The sequence below is a fragment of the Rothia uropygioeca genome (genome assembly GCF_004136585.1).
In the GTDB taxonomy this organism is placed as follows: Bacteria; Actinomycetota; Actinomycetes; order Actinomycetales; family Micrococcaceae; genus Rothia.
Genome location: NZ_NOIR01000002.1, coordinates 386,201 through 401,447 on the forward strand (window position 1 = coordinate 386,201; position 15,247 = coordinate 401,447).

16 protein-coding genes and 2 tRNA genes are annotated in these 15,247 nt (G+C 61.2%); 1 reads left to right on the forward strand and 17 read right to left on the reverse strand.

Features of this window, described 5'->3' with window-relative positions:
- Window positions 1–564 precede the first annotated feature (564 nt).
- Window positions 565–1,614: an NAD(P)-dependent alcohol dehydrogenase gene (locus EWR20_RS05990; protein WP_129359719.1), complete on the reverse strand. Its 1,050-nt coding sequence runs from the start codon at window positions 1,612–1,614 to the stop codon at window positions 565–567.
- A 38-nt stretch (window positions 1,615–1,652) separates the two neighbouring features.
- Window positions 1,653–1,910, reverse strand: coding sequence for a hypothetical protein (locus tag EWR20_RS12915; RefSeq protein WP_238147611.1), 258 nt, complete (start codon window positions 1,908–1,910; stop codon window positions 1,653–1,655).
- Here EWR20_RS12915 and EWR20_RS13135 point away from each other — a divergent pair.
- Complete coding sequence (locus EWR20_RS13135; protein WP_366150741.1) at window positions 1,809–2,270, forward strand: TetR/AcrR family transcriptional regulator; 462 nt, start codon at window positions 1,809–1,811, stop codon at window positions 2,268–2,270. The genes EWR20_RS12915 and EWR20_RS13135 overlap by 102 nt on opposite strands.
- A gap of 559 nt (window positions 2,271–2,829) precedes the next feature.
- Here the strand turns inward: EWR20_RS13135 and EWR20_RS12665 are convergent.
- The 15 genes from EWR20_RS12665 to EWR20_RS06065 all read right to left on the reverse strand — a co-directional run bounded on the left by EWR20_RS12665 (window position 2,830) and on the right by EWR20_RS06065 (window position 15,025).
- On the reverse strand, window positions 2,830–2,979 hold the full coding sequence (locus tag EWR20_RS12665; RefSeq protein ID WP_165000969.1) for a hypothetical protein: 150 nt from the start codon (window positions 2,977–2,979) through the stop codon (window positions 2,830–2,832).
- A 30-nt stretch (window positions 2,980–3,009) separates the two neighbouring features.
- Window positions 3,010–3,327, reverse strand: coding sequence for a hypothetical protein (locus tag EWR20_RS06000; protein WP_165000970.1), 318 nt, complete (start codon window positions 3,325–3,327; stop codon window positions 3,010–3,012).
- A 22-nt stretch (window positions 3,328–3,349) separates the two neighbouring features.
- Window positions 3,350–3,422, reverse strand: a tRNA-Ala gene (locus EWR20_RS06005).
- A gap of 66 nt (window positions 3,423–3,488) precedes the next feature.
- Window positions 3,489–3,773 (reverse strand): antibiotic biosynthesis monooxygenase family protein, encoded by a 285-nt coding sequence (locus EWR20_RS12670; RefSeq protein ID WP_165000971.1) that lies wholly within the window; start codon window positions 3,771–3,773, stop codon window positions 3,489–3,491.
- A 173-nt stretch (window positions 3,774–3,946) separates the two neighbouring features.
- Window positions 3,947–4,019, reverse strand: a tRNA-Ala gene (locus EWR20_RS06015).
- A gap of 125 nt (window positions 4,020–4,144) precedes the next feature.
- Complete coding sequence (rsfS, locus tag EWR20_RS06020) at window positions 4,145–4,570, reverse strand: ribosome silencing factor (RefSeq protein WP_129359722.1); 426 nt, start codon at window positions 4,568–4,570, stop codon at window positions 4,145–4,147.
- A gap of 31 nt (window positions 4,571–4,601) precedes the next feature.
- Window positions 4,602–5,501 carry a hypothetical protein gene (locus EWR20_RS06025; protein ID WP_129359723.1) on the reverse strand — a complete coding sequence of 300 codons (900 nt, stop codon included), beginning with the start codon at window positions 5,499–5,501 and terminating at the stop codon, window positions 4,602–4,604.
- A gap of 92 nt (window positions 5,502–5,593) precedes the next feature.
- A complete protein-coding gene (gene nadD, locus EWR20_RS06030; protein ID WP_129359724.1) occupies window positions 5,594–6,334 on the reverse strand; it encodes a nicotinate-nucleotide adenylyltransferase in 741 nt (246 codons plus the stop codon).
- 68 nt (window positions 6,335–6,402) lie between these two features.
- Window positions 6,403–6,642 carry a hypothetical protein gene (locus EWR20_RS06035; RefSeq protein ID WP_129359725.1) on the reverse strand — a complete coding sequence of 80 codons (240 nt, stop codon included), beginning with the start codon at window positions 6,640–6,642 and terminating at the stop codon, window positions 6,403–6,405.
- 76 nt (window positions 6,643–6,718) lie between these two features.
- A complete protein-coding gene (locus tag EWR20_RS06040; protein ID WP_129359726.1) occupies window positions 6,719–8,026 on the reverse strand; it encodes a glutamate-5-semialdehyde dehydrogenase in 1,308 nt (435 codons plus the stop codon).
- Window positions 8,027–8,148: 122 nt separating this feature from the next.
- Window positions 8,149–9,354, reverse strand: a complete 1,206-nt coding sequence (gene proB / locus EWR20_RS06045; RefSeq protein ID WP_129359727.1) for a glutamate 5-kinase — start codon at window positions 9,352–9,354, stop codon at window positions 8,149–8,151.
- Window positions 9,341–10,954 (reverse strand): GTPase ObgE, encoded by a 1,614-nt coding sequence (gene obgE, locus EWR20_RS06050; RefSeq protein ID WP_129359728.1) that lies wholly within the window; start codon window positions 10,952–10,954, stop codon window positions 9,341–9,343. Before obgE ends, proB begins: the two co-directional genes overlap by 14 nt.
- A gap of 139 nt (window positions 10,955–11,093) precedes the next feature.
- Entirely contained in the window at window positions 11,094–11,351 is a 258-nt protein-coding gene (gene rpmA, locus EWR20_RS06055) for a 50S ribosomal protein L27 (RefSeq protein ID WP_129359729.1), read from the reverse strand.
- A 52-nt stretch (window positions 11,352–11,403) separates the two neighbouring features.
- On the reverse strand, window positions 11,404–11,715 hold the full coding sequence (gene rplU, locus EWR20_RS06060; protein ID WP_129360143.1) for a 50S ribosomal protein L21: 312 nt from the start codon (window positions 11,713–11,715) through the stop codon (window positions 11,404–11,406).
- Between the two features lie 295 nt (window positions 11,716–12,010).
- Window positions 12,011–15,025: an Rne/Rng family ribonuclease gene (locus EWR20_RS06065; RefSeq protein WP_394342281.1), complete on the reverse strand. Its 3,015-nt coding sequence runs from the start codon at window positions 15,023–15,025 to the stop codon at window positions 12,011–12,013.
- Window positions 15,026–15,247: the final 222 nt, after the last annotated feature.

Consider the following 15,247-nt stretch of genomic DNA (forward strand, 5'->3'; position numbering starts at 1 on the left):
CCTGGACGTACGTATTTGATGCCGATCGCGGCGGAGGCCTCTTCCTTTGAGGCTAGAAGGGAAGGTAGATACGAACAAGGCACTGCCAGTGCGCGTATCGGTCGAAAGCCTCAGCGCCCCGATGCCAGGCCACATCGAAGAGCCCCGCCCGTGAATCCACGAGCGGAGCTGTTGATATCAGTCCTGCGATATACGTCTAGGTGGACGCGGGTGGACTCATACCGAACACCTGGCAGAGGTTCGAGCGGCTCGGTTCCCTCTGGGAGCAGGCGAAAGTCGGTCTTGGCGACGAATCGCGAAGTGCCGTCGAGTACGAACCCGGCGCCGTCGTTGGGGATGAGCACTTCACCGGAAAGCCAGTCGGCCTCGGCTTCTTGGTCACCGCTGAGCCCATATTTCCTCTCATCCGAGAGTAAAACCCGGGCCCGCACTCAAGCACGAAGTGATCGAGTTCTAACACACTGCTGGTTCGCCTGCGAGTCAAAGGCTGGGCACCGATCTCCAGGTGCACGACACTTTTTCCGTTCGGGATCAACGCGCAGAAAAGGGCACTGCCGTCCACCTTCAGAAAATGGTGTCGTGCCCGCCCGTCAAGGTAACTGACCCAGCGTCCGCCGGGGACCCGATTGTGACGACGATCTTGCCCTGGACTCCCCCAGCCTCAAGCCTGGCCTGCGCGTCGCCGATGCGCTCAAGGGGATAAACGCTGTCAATGACCGGTCGCAGGTGTCCGTCCTCTGCGAACCGGGCAACCTCCTCAACTAATGCGGCGGTCGGATGACCTCGAAAGAACTGGATACGGCGTTTGCCGAATATGCGGGAGACGGCGATTCCGCCCAGGCTTCGCATCTTATGTTCTATGTCGAAGGAGATTGTGACCAGCCGCCCGTGAGAGGGGATCAGTCGCCGCAATGCCCATAAATCGGTTCCCCTGGCATCGAAAACTACGTCGTACGTTCCAATCGACGCCAGCGATGTGCGATAGTCAATTACTTCGTCCGCCCCGAGAGCGCGCACGAACAGTTCACTTGTGGGACTAGCTAAGGCTGTAACGTGCGCGCCATACATATGGCCGAGTTGTATGGCGATGCTTCCTACTCCGCCCGCAGCACCACGCACCAGTAACCGCTCACCACGGCGCAGTTGTGCTTTGTCCCGAAGTCCGACGAGGGCAGTTGTTGCACCAGACAACAGACTCACTGCATGGGTTGCATTCCACTCTAGAGGCATCCGTGCGATCCTCCCCGAGTCAACCGCGACCAACTCAGCAGCAGAACCGGCTGAGCCGAGTTCATCGACAGTTCCCCATACCCAATCTCCTACGGAAAACCCCGTGACACCGTCGCCGAGCTCGACGACTTGCCCGGAAAAATCAATGCCAACGAACCTGGGAAGAGACACGCGAGCAATCGTCCGCAGCTTGCCCTGACGTTGCCAGATTTCTCCGGCGTTCACTGTTGTCGCCGCGACTCGGATAAGAACCTGCCCGCTCGCTGCCTCAGGAGTTGGTATACGCATCACCTCCAACACCTCTGGGCCTCCATAGCGCCGGAATCCTGCCGCTTCGATCGTCACGATTTTGATCTCACTCTCGTCTCGATGTCCTTCGTACATGTGACACTAGCCAGAGAAGTGGGCAAGGTGCCCCTTTCCTAGCAAAGCGAGAGAATGACGCTGTCAACCCTCTCAGATTGAAGGCTCTCGTGATTGGAAAAAGTGGACGCAAGGATGCCCGTCGAAACCGCGCTCGCATCGTGGCCGCAGCACGCAAGGCGTTCGCCGACGATGGGCTTGACGCTTCGACCGTTATGATCGCGCGTCAAGCCCATGTCGGCACCGCTACGCTGTACCGCCATTTCCCGACGCGTCTCGACCTGATCGATGTTGTGTTTGACCAAGAGGTCGAGCATTGCTTGTCTCTACTCGCCGACGCCGCCAGGTCCTCAGACCCTTGGCAGGGACTGCGTGAGGCAATCGATGCAGTTGTCGACCTCGAACTCGCCGTCCCTGGCCTCGCGACCCGGATCGCTGGCAGTGAGCGGTCCGCGCCCCTACTCGTTGGTTTTGACCGTCGCGTGCAGCAGGACCTTACGCTCCTCGCCACTCGCCTCCGCGATGTGGGACGGGCCCGCACTGACCTCGTCGGTAAGGACATAGAACTCCTCATTGCGAGCGTCCGAACGATCGCAATGAGATGGCATACCCATGCCAGAGCGCGTTGCCGACGCTTCTCCACGATTATGATTGAGGGACTGAAAGAGCGCCCTTGACGGGGCTAGCTAGCCTCGACATTTCATGGGTGTTCTGCGTTGAGTGCGGACGGCGGCTGATCGTGCAGGACACCCGTACCAAGACCGGCCGCGTATACAATACTTCGTCTGCCACCGCCGCCGCGACTCTCTCCGCCGGCGACGCAAAGCCCGGCCAACCGCCCAGGTCGAGCAACGAGTCGAAGCCCTGTACCGCACGATCGATTTGCCCCCCCCCCGACCAGCGCGAGCGCATCGAGCACGTCGTGCTCGCTACCCTCCACCGGCAGCAGGCGGAAAACAACGAGCGGCCCGAAGACATCGCCGAGGGACACAAACAGAAGTCGTAGTTGCTGGGTGGCTTGGTCGAGCATCGTGGCGAGTTGTGCTGCGGGATCGGCCTGGTCTTCACCGGGCGTGAGGCGCGGTGCGAGCGCGGTGAACGCCGCCGCTGACCCCACCCGCCCCGCTTACTTCCGCAAGCACAGGCGCACCGAGCTGGGACACGTTGGGGCCTGAGGCTCGGTCACCCCCGATTAAGAACGCATCCGCAGCGAAGCCGCAAACAAACTCGAACGCCTCACAGTAGAAGCCCTCGACCGAAGTAGCACAAATCCAGGGCGTGCTCGGGCAGGTATGCGGCACCCTCGCGGAGTCCACGAACGATGAGCAGAAGCTGCTCGCAGGCCAGAAGGCCAAGCTCGAAGCCGAACGCCTCAAGCTCGTCCAAGCCCACTACGCCGACGCGATTCCCATCGACCTACTCAAGACGGAACGAGACCGCATCCGCGCCAGCCTCCAAGCGATCACCGGCCTCCTCGGCACCTTGGAAACGACCTACGACAAGGCCAAGGTCGCACTCGATGCCGTCCTCGGCCTCCTCACCGACATCGACGAGGTCTACGCCAAGGCAGAACCGTCCGAACGACGGATGCTCAACCGGTCCCTGTTCGACCGCATCACCATCGATGACGAGGACGACGCTACCCTCGAACCCAACGAAGCGATCCAGACGATCCTCGCCACGAAACCCAAGCCACACAACGAAAGAACCTTGCCCCGCGATGATGCGGAGCAAGGTTCTTTCGTTGTACTTTACGTGGAGCTGAGGGGACTCGAACCCCTGACCCCCTGCATGCCATGCAGGTGCGCTACCAGCTGCGCCACAGCCCCAAGAACTTCTATAGCTTAGCAGAGCTCGTCGCCGGATGCGGAATCCGGGCGACGAGCCAGCCGGTCTCAGTCCAGGTCCACTACCTCAAACTCGAGCAGTCCCTCGGAGTTCGAAACCGTGGACTTGGGGTCCCTGGGTTGGCGTTGCGAGGCCCACGCCTGGAAACTCGCTTCATCGGCCCACCGCGTCACCACGAAGTATTCCTTCTGTTCGCCGGCGGGGCGGAGAAGTTCGAATCCTTCGAAACCTGGGGCGGAATCCACGGAATGCTTGCGTTCGGCGAATCGACGCTCGAGTTCCTCGTTGGCCCCGGATGGAACGGACAATTTGTTGATTTTGACGACGGTCATCGTCGGCCTCCTTGTACGTTGATACGTCCATTTTAGGCCGGATCCGACATATACGTCCTGGTCGCCTCCGGCCGCGACGGGCCATGAACGAGGTCCGCAAGCGTCAGAGTCGGGCACTATTAAAAACCATCCCCCGATAACCTTTTTGGTCATCGGGGGATGGTATCCACGAGTGGAGCTGAGGGGACTCGAACCCCTGACCCTCTGCATGCCATGCAGATGCGCTACCAGCTGCGCCACAGCCCCATATTTTCATTGACAATCAATGATTTATTTGTTGCCAGCGTCGGCAACTCCTCTACTATACGAACACCGTGGGGCGGGGCGCAAACCGACGGAACGTGATGTGCCCCACCCTGAGCGGGTTCCGTTTAGGAGCGAGGCTCAGGTGCAAGCTCACTCGCGTCCGGCAGCTCCTCGACCTCGTCGAGCTCGCTCTCCACGCCCAACGGGATGCGGGGAGCTTCGGCCCAGAGCCGGTCCAGGGCGTAGAACGCGCGCTCTTCCTCGTGCTGAACATGCACGACGATGTCGCCGAAGTCGAGAAGCACCCAGCGTCCGCCGGATTTTCCTTCCCGACGCAGCGGTTTGATATCGAGCTGCTCGCGCAATTGGTCCTCGACCTCGTCGACGATCGCGTCGACAAGCCTCTCGTTCGAGGCCGAAGCTATTAGAAAGCCGTCGATCAGGCCCATGATCTCAGAAACGTCATACGCGTTGAGTTGGGTAGCCTGCTTGGACTCTGCGGCACGGGCCGCAAGCTTGATGGCATCGACTGATTCTTGTGTTGCGGTCATGGTGTCCTTTCGGGACGGTTGTGCGGCCTCGTCAGATGAGGAAGATGATTCCCAACACCACGGCCACAATGAGAAGTAGAAGAACAACGGTGATCAAAGCGATCCGCCCACCGGATTTCGGAGCCTTACGGTCCATTCCGGACAGGTCCAGCCCGTGGGCATCCATCGCCCGGACGGGCTTGACGTCCGCGGGCTCCGACTCGGATGCAACCGTCGATTGGCTCGGCTCCGCCACATCGGCATCGCCCTGTGAACGAGACGAAGGACTGTCAGCCGACGAAGACTCCGCGTCCTCGACCTCGGTCGTGTTGGACCGACCGCCCACGGGCTCATCCTGCGAAGCGACCGAAAATTCGGCGGCCGGAGAGGGTTCCACGTTGTCCGGAGCTGCCTCAACCTGGGATGCAGCCGCACCCTGACCGGAGACGGACCCTTGCGAAGTAGAAGAACTTGCCGGTCCCAGGACCACGGGAACCCCCATAGTCACCGGGCCCAGAATGTGCTCATCGTAGTCGCGTTTGATATCTGTACTGCTGAATCCGGAAAGGTGCGCAGGGTTGATCGACAGACTGGGTGTGTCCGCAACGGTGCCGGACTCCCCCAGGATGTGCCGTTGGACGGCGTTGAGGACGTCCTCTTCCTGGAACTGGACCGCAGAGGCGTCCGCGGCGATCAAGGTCTCGAATTCGTCGTCCTCGCTGAGCTCCACGAACTCGCCGTTCTCATTCAGTGCCCCGGCCAGTGCCTCGAACCGGTGCTGAATCTCCAGAACCTCTGGCGGCGGCTCGTGGACAGGAACAATCGGAACGCCCTGGGTGTGGAGCGGCGGTTCTCCCCTGACCTCAGACAGGTGCTGACGCCGGTAGCGGGCAAGGCGACGCGGACCATACGCCTCCGGTGCCGGAGGGACCTTCGTTCCGTCCTCCGCCACGTACACCTTTTCCGGATCCGAATAAATATCGGTGGTGGTGGGAAGATTGCTACTCAGCTGAAACTCCTTGACGTGTCCGCTCGTCGCGCATGTTAATGTGCTCTTCTCGAGTCTACCGGGGTTGTCATAGCATCGTGATCCCCCGGCAGGCGATCAGGATTCCGACGATTGTTGTCGTCACCGGAATCCTCGTGCGGATCATACAGGTTGTACTTGTTGATGTACTGGACGACTCCGTCCGGCACGAGATACCACACGGGTTTTCCCGCTGCGGACCGTCGTCGCACGTCGGTAGAAGAGATCGCCATGGCTGGGACCTCCAGAAGCCCGACTCCATCCCCATGATACGGCGCAGACAGCTCGTGGCCAGGCCGGGTCACTCCTACGAAGTAGGCGAGATCCCACATTTCTGCGGCGTCCTTCCACGACAGAACCTGCGCCATCGCGTCCGCCCCGGTGATGAAGAACAGATCGGCATTGGGGCGAATCTCACGCAAGTCGCGGAGGGTGTCGACCGTGTAGGTCGGTCCGGGACGATCGATATCGACTCGCGAAACAGTGAACCGAGGATTCGAGGCCGTCGCGACCACGGTCATGAGGTACCGATGTTCCGCCGAGGAAACTTGTTTGTCCGCTTTCTGCCACGGTTGACCCGTGGGCACAAATACGACTTCGTCGAGATCGAAGACGGATGCGACCTCACTCGCGGCCACAAGGTGCCCGTGGTGAATGGGGTCGAACGTGCCGCCCATGACGCCCAGGCGAGTACGCCCCGGGCGGCGAGGGGGAACGGGCAGGCCGTCGGCGGTGGTGGCTTTGAGCTGAGGATTCATGGAACACAGAACCGGGACCGCACGCTGCGGAACGCCTGCGCGGGCCCCGGTCTCCCTATGACCGTCGTCTAACGGTGGTGCTTTTCGTTGTACTCGGTCATTGCGTCTTGTTCATCCGGTGAGATCTCGGCGGGATTGGACAAGCCATCGCGACGGACCCCACGGCCCGAGAAGGAAACAACGACCAACAACATGAGCAAGAAGAGGCAGAAGAAGATCACGGCAACCAACCAATGGGGAATACCGAGGTCGTAGCCGGCGCTTTCTTCCGCGACGGTTGCGGAGGCCAGAATGGCTGAGTTGAGCATGTGCCTAATGATCCCTTCCGGCGTGCCGCCCAGGGCGACCGCCGCTTAATTCCGGTGCGATGAAGTCACCCCTAGTTTAGCCCCTTGTGTGGCCTTCTCCTCGCACAACCCATTGTGAGGAAGTCAATTGAGCCAAACCCATCGGCCCGCGGGCATGGAGCTTCTGCGTCGAAATTCCGACCTCGGCTCCGAGCCCCAGCTCGCCTCCGTCGGTAAACCGCGTAGATGCATTGACCATCACGGTCGCCGAATCGATGCGAGCGACGAACTCATCAGCCTTTCGGAGGTCATTGGTGATAATGAGTTCCGTGTGACCGGTCGAGTACCGCTGAATGTGATCCAGGGCCTCGTCCATCGAATCCACGACACGAACGGACATTTCCAAAGCGAGACTCTCTGAGTCCCAGTCGCCGTCTTCCGCTGCAACGACCTGACCTGAGTATCCTCCGGCAAGCGCTGCGGCGGCTTCGTCGACGTGCAGGCGGACGTCGGCATCAAGAAGGCCTGTGAGCACGGCCTCAGCCGCCGGGGCGTCCTTCTGGATCAGCAGGGTCTCGGCCGAGTTGCAGGCTGAGGGACGGTGGATCTTGGAGTTCACAACCAACGGAACAGCATTTTCTTCGGTCGCCGTGGTGTCAAGGTAAATGTGCACATTGCCCTCGCCGGTTTCGATCACCGGGACGCGCGCGTTGTTCACGACGGACTGGATGAGGTTTCCGCCGCCTCGGGGAATCAGCACATCGACCTTGCCGCGCGCGAGCATCAAAGCGTTGGCCCCGTCGCGGCCGTACTCGTCGACCGATTGGACGCAATCCATGGGCAGGCCCGCGGAGTCGAGGGCATCGCGGATTACGCCGACCAGGGCTTTGTTGGTTTCAAGCGCTGCGGAGCCGCCCCGCAACATGGCAGCATTTCCGGACTTGAGGGCCAGGCCAGCAATATCGACCGTGACGTTCGGGCGAGCCTCGTAGATGGCTCCTACGACGCCGAGCGGGACGCGAACCCGGGAAACCCGAAGTCCGTTGGGCAGGATCTGGCCGTCCAGGACCTCGCCGATCGGATCGACCTGCGAGGCCAAGTTCTTGAGCGCCTCGATCAAACCGTCGATGCGGTCGTTGTTGAGCGTCAGCCGGTCAACTAGGTTCTCGGCGAGCCCTTTCTCCTTGCCACGGGCGACGTCAGCCTCGTTCGAGCGAAGGATGACTTCGCGTTGGGCATCGATCGCCTCGGCGATACGGAGCAACGCCCGGTCTTTTCGGCTTCGGTCCGCGGTGGCCAGCGTGCGTGAAGCCGCGCGGGCGTCATCGGCCAGCGCATTGACCGCAGACTGGATGTCGTCCGGAACGGAAAAAGTGGACTCTTGTGCCTGTACGTTTTGGCTCATGACCCCAACCTTAGCGGGAGCGTCGTTGGGAATCAGCCGCTTTCACTCTGAGTAAAAGCCACTGCCCTCCCCAACGACGCCACTTTCCCTCCCCTCACGGGCGGAGCGCATTCCCTAGAGGTTCAGTACTTACGGCGTAAAAGAGCGAGATTGTCGACGTGGACCAGCACACCGTCGAATCCCTCCCCGAGCTCGTCGAGGGCGTCATCGGTATGTTTGCCTGCCGTCTTGGCGCAATCCTCGCTCGAATACGCGGCGATGCCATGGGCGATAGTCTTCCCGTTCGGCGCCTTGAGCGCGATGGCCTCTCCCGGCCGGAAGATGCCTTCGACTTTGGTGACACCGGCGGCGAGCAGTGAGGTGCGGCGACGAATGGCTTTGACGGCACCGTCGTCCAGAGTCAGGGCTCCCTTGGTCTTGGCCAATTGGGCCAACCACACCAGTCGGACCGAGCGGCGCCCGCCCGTCGGCTTGAACCAAGTGCCGACGTCCTGGCCTTCGAGAGCTGCTGCTGCATTGGCCGTGGAGGTTACCAGCGCCGGAATCCCGGAGCTGGAGGCGATCTTGGCTGCCTCAACCTTGGTGACCATGCCGCCGGAGCCGACGCCGGCTCGACCGATCGTACCGATTTCCACGCCTTCGAGGTCCTTTTCCGGATCCGTCACTTCCGGAATCCGCTCTCCGCCTTCCGCAGGGTGCTTGGTGTAGAGAGCGTCCACGTCCGACAAGAGCAATAAGGCGTCCGCCTTGATGGTGTGGGCCACCAACGCAGCGATGCGGTCGTTGTCCCCGAATTTCAGCTCGTGGGTCGCGACGGCGTCGTTTTCATTGACGATCGGAAGCACGTTGAGGTCCAACAGGCGTTCCAACTGCCGGTGTGCGTTGTGGTAGCGGTTGCGGTGCATGAGATCCTCGGCCGTGACCAGGACCTGCGAAATCGTGACGTCGTACCTGGTGAAGAGCTCGGTGTACCGGGTCATGATCAGTGACTGCCCCACCGAGGCTGCAGCCTGCTGTGTGGCGAGGTCCTTGGGACGACGGCTCAACCCCAAGGGAGCCAGACCCGCTGCGATGGCGCCCGAGGACACGAACACCACCTCGACGTTGCGCGCATGGGCTTTGGCCAAGACATCCGTGATGGTCGCGACTGCCAACTCGTCCAATGAGTTGGCGATCGAGGTCAGAGACGATGAGCCGACCTTGACCACCACGCGCCGCGCCTTGGGAATGTCCGACCTGCTCTCAATGGGGCTGATTCGGTTCTTCCCGCGGTTTTCCGCGGAACGCTGTACCTCAGTCCTCTTGAGTTTGCCTCTAGCCTTGCTCATGCCCTGATTCGTCTCCTTGCGTGTCGCTCGTCCCGGCCGCCGACTCCCGTGCTTTGCGTTCCCGCCTTTGTTCCACGGATTCGGTCCATTTGCCCGCGAGGCGCTCGGATTCCAGCTCGTCACGTGCCGCAGCTCGTGCGTCCTTTCGCTGCTGGTAGTCCTCGCGCTTCTCAGCACGCGTGGGCCGAATGAGTTCTTCGAGACGGACGTCGGATCCGCGTGGACTCGTCAGATTCTCCGCACCGGTCACCATAGTCGGCTCCCAATCGAAGATCACTGCGTCCGCCTCTGATCCGATGACCACGGCGTCGCCGGGTTTGGCGCCCTGTTTGAATAATTCGTCTTCCACACCGAGCTTAGCGAGACGATCGGCCAAGAACCCCACTGCTTCATCATTTGAGAAATCGGTTTGCTTGATCCAACGCTCCGGCTTCTCACCCAGCACGCGGAAGAGCGGCTCCAAATTCCGTTCTTCATGACGGATCGTGAACTCGGATTCTCTCTTGCGGCGGTGGCCTCGGGGCCGGATGACGGCCGGGGCCGGCTCCTCGACCTCCGTCTCGGCTTGATGGGCGCGAGCTTCCTCGACAAGCTCTGCCATGGCGAAAGTCAGTTCGCGCAGCCCTTCGTGCGAGGCCGTGGAAATCTCGACGACCCGCAGTCCGCGGTCCTCAAGATCGTTTCTCACGAACTCGGCCAATTCACGAGCTTCCGGAACATCGATCTTGTTCAGAACCGCAATGTGAGGCCTTTCGACCAGTGGAGTTGAGGTTCCCGCCGAAGGATCCACCTCATATCGCGAAAGTTCCGCGTTGATGGTCTCGAAATCGCTGATGGGGTCCCTACGGGGTTCAAGGGTCGCGCAGTCGATCACGTGCACGATGGCGGCGCAGCGCTCAACGTGACGCAGGAAGCGGTGGCCGAGGCCCTTCCCGTCCGAGGCACCCTCGATCAGGCCGGGTACATCGGCCACCGTGAAGCGGGTATCCCCCGCTTCCACAACGCCCAGATTGGGCACCAACGTGGTGAACGGATAGTCGGCGATTTTGGGGCGAGCAGCACTGATCGCAGCGATCAGCGAGGACTTGCCGGCAGACGGGTAGCCGACCAAGGCGACGTCGGCGATCGACTTCAGCTCGAGAACGATGTCCCGCGTCTCGCCGTCCGTACCGAGGAGAGCGAAACCAGGAGCCTTGCGCTTGACGGAGGCCAGCGCGGCATTTCCGCTGCCGCCTATTCCGCCGTGGGCCGCGATGAATTCATCGCCTTCACGCACGAGATCCGCCAGGACCTCTCCCTCTTTCGTCTTGACGACGGTCCCCTGCGGCGCGGAAAGGATAAGATCCTCACCGTGGCGACCGTGGTTGAGAGCGCCGCGCCCGATGTCTCCCTTGGGAGCCGTCTGATGCGGGGAGTGATGGTATTCCAGCAATGTGGTCGATTGACCGTCAACCCGGAGGATCACATTGCCACCGTGACCACCGTTGCCACCGTCAGGTCCGCCCAAAGGCTTGAACTTTTCTCGACGCACGGACACGCAGCCGTCGCCGCCCGCCCCGCCGCTGGCGTGCAAAACGACCCTGTCCACAAAATTCGCCACACAAACTCCTCGAACTGACACGTGCGCTTTTGGTGATTCTAACGATTTTAAACGAGAAAAGAGGGCGTGCGCTGCGAATGAGCACATGCCCTCTCATCTCTGCCGGTCAAAATGGCCGGGCAGTGAAGCAACGAGTGAGTTACTCGGCCGCTTCCAAAATGTTGACGACCTTACGACCCCGACGACGGCCGAATTCGACCTGGCCAGCGGCCAGAGCGAAGAGCGTGTCGTCTCCCCCGCGGCCGACGTTGTCGCCCGGGTGGAAGTGGGTACCGCGCTGGCGGACGATGATCTCGCCGGCGTTGACGGCCTGGCCGCCAAAGCGCTTCACACCCAGGTACTGGGGGTTCGAGTCGCGACCGTTACGGGTTGAGCTTGCACCTTTTTTATGTGCCATACCTGCCTACCTTCGGTTAAAATTTTCTGACGGAAAACCGTGCTGTCGGTTACTAGGCGTTGATGCCGGTGATCTTGACCTTGGTCAGATCAGCACGGAAGCCCTGGCGCTTTTTGTAACCGGTCTTGTTCTTGTACTTCTGGATAACGATCTTCGGACCACGCAGGTCCTCGACCTTCTCTGCAGTGACCTTTGCGGATGCCAAGCTCTTGGCATCTGCAGTGACCGACTCGCCGTCGACCAGCATCAGCACGGGCAGCTCAATGGTGCTGCCGGCCTCGCCGGCGACGCGGTCAAGGGTCACGAGGTCTCCGACGGAAACCTTTTCTTGGCGGCCGCCAGCGCGGACAATCGCGTACACCACTTGGGAACTCACTTCTCTCGACGTTATATGTACAAAGTTTCTAGGGAGGGCGCCTGCTCAGACGACCCCTCACTGAGACGGAGGGCCGGCCTTCTCGCTTCCAACGGCATAAACCGCGGGCATTGCGCTCTCATGCTCATCTCCCGTCTCAGCCCGCTTCGAACGGCCCGGACCATAACGCCCGTCATGAGGTGGCAATGAGCACCGACTAACAAGCCTACGGTACCGCACGAAGACGGGCAAGTGGAGGTGATGCGTGTCGCCGTCGTTCATGGGCGACCCGCATCACATTCCTCTACTCCGGGCGCCGGATTTCGGAAGCCTTGACTCCTACGCCCAGCATCGGGACATCCTCATTCGACGACGAGGTCTCAGCGGCAGCCGAATACGAGGCTGTGGACACGGATCCGCCCTGGGCCTTTCCGCTCTCACCCGCTTGGATCGTTCCCCCGACTCCCGTGCTCGAGGCCGCACGCCGACTCCGTCGCTTCTTCGGTTGAGTGGCCTGGGGCGCGGTTGCGGACTTCTCAGCAACAGGTTCCGGCGTATTCGACGGCTGCCCGGGCGTCGCAACGCCGGTCAGATTCTGATCATTCTCCGGCTCCACAACCGCCCGTGACGTCTTGCGCCGCGGAGTATCTCGCTGCTGCGGCTTGTCGGAACGCTGTTGATCAGCCTTTTTGTCCTGATTCGATTCCTGCGCAGGCTTCTTACGACGTCCGCCGCGGCCACCGGGCTTCATGTCCTGAAGCGCCTCGAGTGCCGCACGACGCGCCGCTTCTGCGCCTTCTCGACCTGAGCGGTTCCGAGCAGCATCACGACGTCCGCGTCGGACCGGACGAACTTCACGATCCTGCTGGTCCTCTTCCGAAGCCTCCGCCTCGGAAACCGGCTCCTCCGAATTGTCGAGGTTGCTTGAGGCCCCTTTGTTTTCGAAAGCTGCCGCGAGAGAATCGAGACTGAACGAGCCTTGCTCGCCGTAGGACTCTTGCTCCTCGTCCACCTTGGAGCCTTGAGGCAGGCTGACGACCTCACCCTGAATCGTCACGACGGCGTCCGGCTCACCCTCGGCTACACCCTTCTGGTGACCGCTCGAACGGTCCTGGCCGGAAGCATTGTCGGAGGCCTGGGCCTCGTTGGACCCAGTCACCGGACTGCGGTCCTTATTTCGCTTGCGGCGCTTGCGCTTCTTCGCGGACTTCGATTCGCCCGATTCGGGTGTGTGCTGTCCACGGTTGAGTGAATCTTCACCGGTTTCGGAGGATTCTGAGTCTTCCTGATGAGAGGAAGCTGCCGCTATATTCGCCAGAGCATTGCGCGCGGCCTCGGCCTTCGCCTCGTCCTGCTTCGGGTGCTCGTCGTGATTGCGCTGTTTGCCGCGGTCCTTATTGCGCTTGCGGTCGTTTCGACCGTTGTGCTCTGTCCCTGCACCGCCGGCGCGACCCTTGAGCGGCTGGTCGTGGACGATGACGCCCCGGCCTGCGCAGTGCTCGCACGTCTCGGAGAAGACCTCCAGAAGGCCCGTACCCATGCGTTTGCGCGTCATCTGGACCAAACCAAGCGAGGTCACCTCGGCGACCTGATGTTTGGTCCGATCCCGACCCAGGCATTCGATGAGTCGACGCAGGACAAGATCGCGGTTCGATTCCAGAACCATGTCAATGAAGTCAATGACGATGATTCCGCCGATGTCGCGCAGACGCAGTTGACGGACGATCTCTTCGGCGGCCTCCAGGTTGTTCTTGGTCACGGTTTCTTCCAAGTTTCCGCCGGAACCGGTGAACTTTCCCGTGTTGACGTCGATGACGGTCATCGCCTCGGTGCGATCGATCACCAAGGAGCCTCCGGAAGGCAAGAAGACCTTGCGATCAAGTGCCTTGGAAAGACCTTCTTCAATGCGGTAATGGTCGAAGAGGTCTTCCTCGCCATCCCACTTCTTGAGTCGGTCGATCAGATCCGGTGCCACATAGGTCACGTACGCCTCAATGCTGTCCCACGCTTGGTCGCCCTGAACGACCATGGCGGAGAAATCTTCGTTAAAGACGTCGCGAACCGTCTTGATGGTCAGGTCCGGCTCTTGGTAGAGCATCTCCGGAGCCAAGGTCTTCTTGGACTTGGACTTGGACTCGATGTCTTCCCACTGCGCGCGCAATCGGTTGATGTCATGGGCCAGCTCTTCTTCGGCAGCACCTTCTGCGGCCGTGCGGACTATGACTCCCGCCCCGTCCGGCAGTTTGTCCTTGAGGATCTTCTTGAGACGGGCCCGCTCGGTATCCGGCAATTTACGGGAGATGCCCGTCATTGACCCGCCCGGTACGTAGACCAGAAAACGGCCGGGGAGAGAGACCTGGGAGGTCAAACGCGCACCCTTGTGCCCGATGGGGTCCTTGGTCACCTGGACCAGAACCGAGTCCCCTGATTTGAGCGCGTTCTCGATCTTGCGAGGCTGGCCATCGAGTCCGGAGGCGTCCCAATTGACCTCGCCGGCATACAAGACGGCGTTGCGCCCGCGACCGATGTCTACGAATGCGGCTTCCATGGACGGAAGTACGTTCTGGACCTTGCCTACGTAAACGTTGCCGATGAGCGAGTCCTGCTGGGTTTTGGACACGAAGTGCTCCGCCAGGACGCCGTCTTCCAGAACGCCGATTTGGATCCGATCGTCTTTCTGACGAACGATCATCTGGCGTTCAACCGATTCACGACGGGCTAGGAATTCCGCTTCGGTGATCACATGACGACGCCGTCCGGAGGCGCGGGAATCGCGGCGACGCTGACGCTTCGCTTCGAGCCGCGTCGAACCCTTGACCGAAGTGACCTTATTCGAGGCCGCCCCCTCGGTCAGACGCGGCGTCCGGACCTTGGTCACGGTGTTGGGCGGGTCGTCGTCGTTCCCGCCCGTCAGTTCGAGGTCTTCTCCACCCCGCCGTCGACGGCGACGGCGGCGGGAAACGACTTCGCCGTCTTCGGTCGAGTCGTCTTCCTCCGGTTCTTCGTCGTCTTCGTCGGAGTCCTCGTGCTTTTTCTTGGCCGAGGCTGCGGCTTTGATTTCGTCGAGGTCCGGAGCGTGGAAAAGAAGAGAAGTCGGAGACAACGCAGCTACTGGAGTGCTCGGTTCTTCTTCCTCCCCCGCTTGGTGTTCTTGTCCCTGCCCCGAAATATCGGATTCGGCCGGCTGAGAAGCCTCGGGCGTTCCGGATTCCTGGCGCTCGACGTCGGTTTCGGCGGTCTCCTGCGAATTCGCTTCGGGGGCGTTCGTGGGTTCGTCCACTTCGGCCCCGCCTTCTGCGGCGGTGCCTTCGTTCTGCATGCTCATGTTTAGTTAGTACTCCTATGGAGCCGATCCCGAGCCGCACCCGCGATCTGGCCATTCAAGTCGGTCCTGCCGCGATCTACGCGACGACCGGAAGTCGTTCTCTACCCGGGTGGGGCTCATCGAGCCTGCGCTGTGGAGATGCCGGCGAAGGGCTCCACACGGGCCAATGGATCCGCCGAGCTTCGCATCTCGCTGAAGTCTTGTGCAAAGGTGGTC

Bases quoted from the DNA above. Each gene is read 5' to 3' on its own strand.
- EWR20_RS05990 (WP_129359719.1), bottom strand. From the start codon at position 1,614: ATGTACGAAGGACATCGAGACGAGAGTGAGATCAAAATCGTGACGATC.
- EWR20_RS13135 (WP_366150741.1), top strand. From the start codon at position 1,809: ATGATCGCGCGTCAAGCCCATGTCGGCACCGCTACGCTGTACCGCCAT.
- EWR20_RS12915 (WP_238147611.1), bottom strand. From the start codon at position 1,910: ATGCTCGACCTCTTGGTCAAACACAACATCGATCAGGTCGAGACGCGT.
- EWR20_RS12670 (WP_165000971.1), bottom strand. From the start codon at position 3,773: ATGACCGTCGTCAAAATCAACAAATTGTCCGTTCCATCCGGGGCCAAC.
- rsfS (WP_129359722.1), bottom strand. From the start codon at position 4,570: ATGACCGCAACACAAGAATCAGTCGATGCCATCAAGCTTGCGGCCCGT.
- nadD (WP_129359724.1), bottom strand. From the start codon at position 6,334: ATGAATCCTCAGCTCAAAGCCACCACCGCCGACGGCCTGCCCGTTCCC.
- EWR20_RS06035 (WP_129359725.1), bottom strand. From the start codon at position 6,642: ATGCTCAACTCAGCCATTCTGGCCTCCGCAACCGTCGCGGAAGAAAGC.
- EWR20_RS06040 (WP_129359726.1), bottom strand. From the start codon at position 8,026: ATGAGCCAAAACGTACAGGCACAAGAGTCCACTTTTTCCGTTCCGGAC.
- proB (WP_129359727.1), bottom strand. From the start codon at position 9,354: ATGAGCAAGGCTAGAGGCAAACTCAAGAGGACTGAGGTACAGCGTTCC.
- rpmA (WP_129359729.1), bottom strand. From the start codon at position 11,351: ATGGCACATAAAAAAGGTGCAAGCTCAACCCGTAACGGTCGCGACTCG.
- EWR20_RS06065 (WP_394342281.1), bottom strand. From the start codon at position 15,025: ATGCAGAACGAAGGCACCGCCGCAGAAGGCGGGGCCGAAGTGGACGAA.